This window comes from Rhodoplanes sp. SY1, from assembly GCF_046000175.1.
Taxonomy (GTDB): domain Bacteria; phylum Pseudomonadota; class Alphaproteobacteria; order Rhizobiales; family Xanthobacteraceae; genus Rhodoplanes.
On record NZ_JBEOMB010000125.1, the window covers coordinates 48383 to 54801 of the forward strand.

The 6419-nt window shown below is 69.5% G+C and carries 4 protein-coding genes; all 4 read left to right on the forward strand.

The window, feature by feature from the left end:
- The first annotated feature begins 224 nt into the window (after window positions 1-224).
- Entirely contained in the window at window positions 225-1220 is a 996-nt protein-coding gene (locus ABTU92_RS24670; RefSeq protein WP_408094259.1) for an ArsR/SmtB family transcription factor, read from the forward strand.
- A complete protein-coding gene (gene metF, locus ABTU92_RS24675) occupies window positions 1220-2164 on the forward strand; it encodes a methylenetetrahydrofolate reductase [NAD(P)H] (protein WP_408094260.1) in 945 nt (314 codons plus the stop codon). Before ABTU92_RS24670 ends, metF begins: the two co-directional genes overlap by 1 nt.
- Window positions 2165-2219: 55 nt before the next feature.
- Window positions 2220-2492, forward strand: a complete 273-nt coding sequence (locus tag ABTU92_RS24680; protein ID WP_408094261.1) for a hypothetical protein — start codon at window positions 2220-2222, stop codon at window positions 2490-2492.
- Window positions 2493-2559: 67 nt separating this feature from the next.
- Complete coding sequence (gene metH / locus ABTU92_RS24685; RefSeq protein WP_408094262.1) at window positions 2560-6315, forward strand: methionine synthase; 3756 nt, start codon at window positions 2560-2562, stop codon at window positions 6313-6315.
- The last annotated feature ends 104 nt before the right edge of the window (window positions 6316-6419 follow it).

Sequence of the window (6419 nt, forward strand, 5' to 3'; positions counted from 1 at the left end):
GACCGGAGGAGGGGCGGCCCGGAGGACGCCTGCGTCGCGGGTCGCGTTGCCGGTTTCTTAGCAGGGCCCGGGGCTTTTCGGAGACGGCGGGGCTCGCGCGTGGAACCGAGGGCGCGCAACTGGCTTCAAGGCATAAAGATATCTTTATGTCTGTAGCGAAACGTGTCATAGAGGACCGCCCAGCCCCGAGGGGCCACCCCCGACCTGCCGAGGACCGTGTCCGCATGGACGATCGCCTGAGCTTCGACGCCCTCAACGCCGCCCTGAAGGCGGCGGGCGAGGAGACGCGCCTGCGCATCCTGGCGCTGCTGGCCGAAGCCGAGCTGACCGTATCGGACCTGACCGACATACTGCGCCAGTCGCAGCCCAGAATCTCTCGCCATCTCAAATTGTTGGCCGAGGCCTCGCTGGTCGAGCGGTTCCGCGAGGGATCGTGGGCCTTCTTCCGCGCCGCCGAGCAGGGCGAGGCGGCCGCGCTGGTGCGGGCGCTGCTGGCGCGGCTCGATCCGGCCGACCGCACCATCGGGCGCGACCGCGAGCGGCTCGTCGCCGTGCGGGCCGCCCGCAACCAGGCCGCCCAGGACTACTTCACGCGCCACGCCGCCGAATGGGACCGCATCCGCCGCCTGCATGCGAGCGACGAGGCGGTCGAGCAGGCGATCGTCGAGGCGCTCGCCGACCGGCCGTTCCGCTCGCTCCTCGATCTCGGCACCGGCACGGGGCGGATGCTGGAGCTGTTCGGGCCGGAGCTCGAGCGTGGGCTCGGCATCGACCTCTCCCGCGACATGCTGGCGCTCGCCCGCGCCCGGCTCGACCGCGCCGGGCTGAAGCACTGCTCGGTGCGCCACGGCGACCTGTTCGACCTCGCGATGCCGCCCGACAGCTTCGACGTCGTGATCCTGCACCAGGTGCTGCACTTCCTCGACGACGGCGGCCGCGCCATCCGCGAGGCGGCGCGCGTGCTGCGGCCGCAGGGCCGGCTGCTGATCGTCGACTTCGCCCCGCACGATCTCGAGTTCCTGCGCGAGAAGCACGCCCATCGGCGGCTCGGCTTCTCGCGTGAGACCATCACCCAATGGCTGGAGCAGGCGGGCCTCGCGCCCGGCCTGCACCGCGTCCTGCCGCCCGGGCCCGGCCCGGACGGGGGGCTCGCCGTCACCCTCTGGCTCGGCCGCGATCCGCGGATCGTCGTCGCCGAGCAAACCCGCGAGGTCGCCTGATGTCGCCGTCCGAGCCGCGCGCCAGCCGCGTGCCGCAGCCCCGTGAGAGCCTGCGCGTCTCCTTCGAGTTCTTCCCGCCGAAGACCGAGGAGATGGAGAAGACTCTTTGGGAGTCGATCGAGCGGCTGGCGCCGCTGCGCCCCGACTTCGTCTCCGTCACATACGGGGCGGGAGGGTCGACGCGCGAGCGCACCCACGCCACCGTCAAGCGCATCCTCGACGAGACGGCGCTGACCCCGGCCGCGCATCTCACCTGCGTGGCCGCGACCCGCGACGAGGTCGATGACGTGGTGCGCGAGTATCTGGCCGCCGGCGTCCGCCACATCGTGGCGTTGCGCGGCGATCCGGTCGCCGGCATCGGCACCGCCTACGCGCCGCATCCCGGCGGCTACGTCAACGCCGCCGATCTGGTCGGCGGCATCAAGCGGCTGGCGGAAGCCGAGAAGACCGACATCGAGGTGTCGGTCTCGGCTTATCCGGAGCGTCATCCCGAGAGCCCGTCGGACGCTGTCGACCTCGACATGCTGGCCGCCAAGGTGGACGCCGGGGCGAGTCGCGCCATCACCCAGTTCTTCTTCGACAACGACCTGTACCTTCGGTACCTCGATCGTGTCCGCGCCCGCGGCATCACGATCCCGATCGTGCCGGGCATCCTCCCCGTTCAGAACTTCAAGCTCGCCCGCGCGTTCGCCGGCAAGGCCGGGGCCTCGATCCCGGGCTGGCTCGCCGACCGCTTCGACGGGCTCGACGACGATCCGGCGACGCGAAAACTGATCGCCGCCGCCGTCGCGGCCGAGCAGGTGCTCGATCTCGTCGACCGCGGCGTCACCGAGTTCCACTTCTACACGATGAACCGCGCCGACCTCGTCTACGCGGTCTGCCATCTCCTCGGCCTGCGCCCGCCGGCGACCACGCCGGCCGCGGCCGCCGAGGCGGCGGCGTGAGGCGGTGCCGACGCGCGATGCCTATTTATAGAGGGACGGATTTCAGGAGAGCGTCATGGCCGAGCCCGAGAATATGACTTTGGTCCTGCTCCGCGAACTGCGGAGCCGCATGGAGACGCGGTTCGACGCGATCGATCGAAAGCTCGGCGAGCACGATACGCGGTTCGACGAGCACGATGCCCGTTTCGCCGCGCTCGAGAAGAAGATCGACACTATCAAGCAAGCCGCCTTCGCTGAATCGATCCTGGGGCGGTACGCCGTCGTGGACGTCGAGCAGAGACTCGTCGAGCTGGAAGCGCGCCTCGCAGCGCTGGAAAAGCGCGCCTGATCGACGCGGTCTGCTCGCCAACTCACGAACCTTCGAGAATGCTCCCGCGCGGGAGAGAAAGACGACGATGACCAAGCCCCTTGCTCCGTCCGAGACCGAGATCGCCCTGCGGGCGTTGGCGCGTGAAAAAATCCTGGTGCTCGACGGCGCCATGGGGACGCAGATCCAGGAGCTGAAGCTCGACGAGGCCGCCTTCCGTGGCGAGCGCTTCGCCGACTTCCCGCACGATCTGCGCGGCAACAACGACCTCCTGGTGCTGACCAAGCCGGACGCGGTGCGCGACATCCACCTCGCCTACTTTCGCGCCGGCGCCGACATCGTCGAGACCAACACGTTCTCCTCGACCACCATTGCGCAGGCCGATTACGGGCTCGAGGCGATCGCCTTCGAGTTGAACGAGGCCGGCGCGCGGCTCGCCCGCGAGGCCGCCGTGATCGCCGAGCAGGAGGACGGTCGCCGCCGCTTCGTCGCCGGCGCGATCGGCCCGACCAACCGCACCGCCTCGATCTCGCCGGACGTGTCGAACCCGAGCTTCCGCGCCATCACGTTCGACGAGCTGCGCATCGCTTACGCCGAGCAGGTGCGGGGGCTCCTCGCCGGCGGCGCCGACCTGCTGCTGATCGAGACGGTGTTCGACACGCTCAACGCCAAGGCGGCCGTGTTCGCCATCGAGGAGGTGCTGGAGGAACTCGGCCGCTTGGTGCCGGTGATGATCTCCGGCACCATCACGGACATGTCGGGCCGCACCCTCTCGGGCCAGACGCCGGAGGCGTTCTGGAACGCGCTGCGGCACGCGCGGCCGCTCACCATCGGCCTCAACTGCGCGCTCGGCGCCAAGGAGATGCGCGCTCACATCGCGGAGCTGTCGCGCGTCGCCGACACGCTCGTGTGTGCCTATCCGAATGCCGGCCTGCCGAACGAGTTCGGACTCTACGACGAGAGCCCGGAGTTCATGGCCGGCCTGCTGGCCGAGTTCGCCGACGCCGGCCTCGTCAACGTCGTCGGCGGCTGCTGCGGCACGACGCCGGCCCACATCCGCGCGATCGCGAAGGCCGTCGCAGGCAAGCGGCCCCGGGAGGTGGCGCAGCCGAAGCCCTTTCTGAGGCTCGCCGGTCTCGAGCCGTTCACGCTGACGCCGGAGATCCCGTTCGTCAACGTGGGCGAGCGGACGAACGTTACCGGCTCGGCCAAGTTCCGCAAGCTGATCAAGGCCGGCGACTACGCGGCCGCGCTGTCGGTCGCACGTGATCAGGTCGAGAACGGCGCCCAGGTCATCGACGTCAACATGGACGAGGGCCTGCTCGACGCCGTCGCGGCGATGACGACCTTCCTCAATCTGGTCGCCTCGGAACCCGACATCGCCAAGGTTCCGGTGATGGTCGACTCCTCCAAGTTCGACGTGATCGAGGCCGGCCTGAAGTGCATCCAGGGCAAGCCCATCGTCAACTCGATCTCGATGAAGGAGGGCGAGGAGGCGTTCGTGCGCCAGGCCCGCCTGGTGCGGCGCTACGGCGCCGCCGCCGTCGTGATGGCCTTCGACGAGCAGGGCCAGGCCGACACGGTCGAGCGCAAGATCGCCATCTGCAAGCGCGCCTACGACATTCTCGTCGATCAGGTCGGCTTCCCGCCCGAGGACATCGTGTTCGATCCGAACGTCTTCGCGGTGGCGACCGGCATCGAGGAGCACGACGGCTACGGCCTCGCCTTCATCGAGGCGACGCGGTGGATCCGCCAGAACCTGCCCGGCGCGCACGTCTCGGGCGGCGTGTCGAACCTGTCGTTCTCGTTTCGCGGCAACGAGCCGGTGCGCGAGGCGATGCATTCGGTCTTCCTCTATCACGCCATCCAGGCCGGCATGGACATGGGCATCGTCAACGCCGGCCAGATGGCCGTCTACGACGATCTCGATCCCGAGCTGCGCGAGGCTTGCGAGGACGTGATTCTGGCGCGCCGCAAGGACGCCGGCGAACGGCTGCTCGCCGTCGCCGAGCGGTATCGTGGCCAGACCCGCGAGACGAGCGAGGCGGTGCTCGAATGGCGCTCGTGGCCGGTCGAGAAGCGGCTGTCCCACGCGCTCGTCCACGGCATCACGGACTTCATCGCGCAGGACGTCGAGGAGGCGCGGCTCGCGTCGACGCGGCCGCTCGACGTGATCGAAGGCCCGCTGATGGCCGGCATGAACGTGGTCGGCGACCTGTTCGGCGCCGGAAAAATGTTCCTGCCGCAGGTGGTGAAGTCGGCCCGCGTGATGAAGCAGGCGGTCGCCTATCTGATGCCGTTCATGGAGGAGGAGAAGGCGAAGAGCGGCGACACGGGCAAGAGCGCCGCCGGCAAGATCGTGCTCGCGACCGTGAAGGGCGACGTCCACGACATCGGCAAGAACATCGTCGGCGTCGTGCTCCAGTGCAACAACTACGAGGTCGTCGATCTCGGCGTGATGGTGCCGGCCGCGAAGATCCTCGAGGCCGCCAAGGCCGAGCAGGCCGACATCGTCGGCCTGTCGGGCCTGATCACGCCGTCGCTCGACGAAATGTGCCACGTCGCCGCCGAGATGGAGCGCCAGGGCTTCGACGTGCCGCTGCTGATCGGCGGCGCGACGACGAGCCGTGTCCACACGGCCGTGAAGATCGATCCGAACTACCGGCGCGGCCAGGCCGTCTACGTCAACGACGCGAGCCGCGCCGTCGGCGTGATGGCGTCGCTCCTGTCCAAGGACAAGGTCGCCTATATCGACGAGATCCGGCGCGAATACGCCAAGCTCTCGGCCGCGCATGCGCGCGGCGAGGAGCAGAAGAAGCGGCTCACGTTGGCGGCGGCGCGCAAGAACGCGCTGGCGCTCGACTGGTCGGGCGCCTACCAGCCGCCGCGCCCGAGCTTCGTCGGCCGGCGCGTGTTCGAGACCTACGACATCGCCGAGCTGATCCCCTACATCGACTGGTCGCCGTTTTTCTCGACCTGGGAGCTGACCGGCAAGTATCCGGCGATCCTCAAGGACGAGGTGGTCGGCGAGGCGGCGCGCGCCCTGTTCGCCGATGCCCAGACGATGCTGGAGACGATCCGGCGGGAGAACTGGTTCCAGGCGGCGGCCGTGGTCGGCTTCTGGCCGGCAGCGTCCGAGGGCGACGACATCGTCCTCTTCACCGACGAGACGCGGCGCGAGCGGCTCGCCGTGCTGCACACGCTGCGCCAGCAGCTCACGCGCCGCGAGGGCCGCGCCAATGTGGCGCTCGCCGACTTCGTCGCGCCGGTCGCGAGCGACCTGGCCGATCACGTCGGCGGCTTCATCGTCACGGCCGGGCTCGGCGAGGACGCCATCGCCGACCGCTTCAAGGGCGCCAACGACGACTACTCGTCCATCATGGTCAAGGCGCTGGCCGACCGGCTGGCCGAGGCCTTCGCCGAGCGCATGCACGAGCGCGTGCGCCGCGAGCTGTGGGGCTACGCCGCGAACGAGCATTTTTCCGCCGAGGATCTGATCGCGGAAAAGTATCACGGCATCCGGCCGGCGCCCGGCTATCCGGCGCAGCCCGACCACACCGAGAAGGGCACGCTGTTCGGCCTGCTCGGCGGCGGGGACATCGGCGTCCGGCTCACCGAGAGCTTCGCCATGTGGCCGGGCGCCTCGGTGTCGGGTCTCTACTTCAGCCACCCCGAGGCGCATTACTTCGGGGTCGGCAAGATCGAGCGCGACCAGGTGGAGGACTACGCGGCCCGCAAGGGGTGGAGTGTCGGCGAGGCCGAGCGCTGGCTCGCCCCGATCCTCAACTACGACCCGCGGTCGTTGTCGGACGAGGCGCAGGCGGCGTCCGTGGCGGCGGAGTAGGGCGATCTCGGCGAACGCAGCGCGTCACCTCTCCCCGCACGCGCGGAGAGGTCGACGTTCGCGCGTTTGGCGCGGACGTCGGGTGAGGGGGCGCCTCCGCGAGT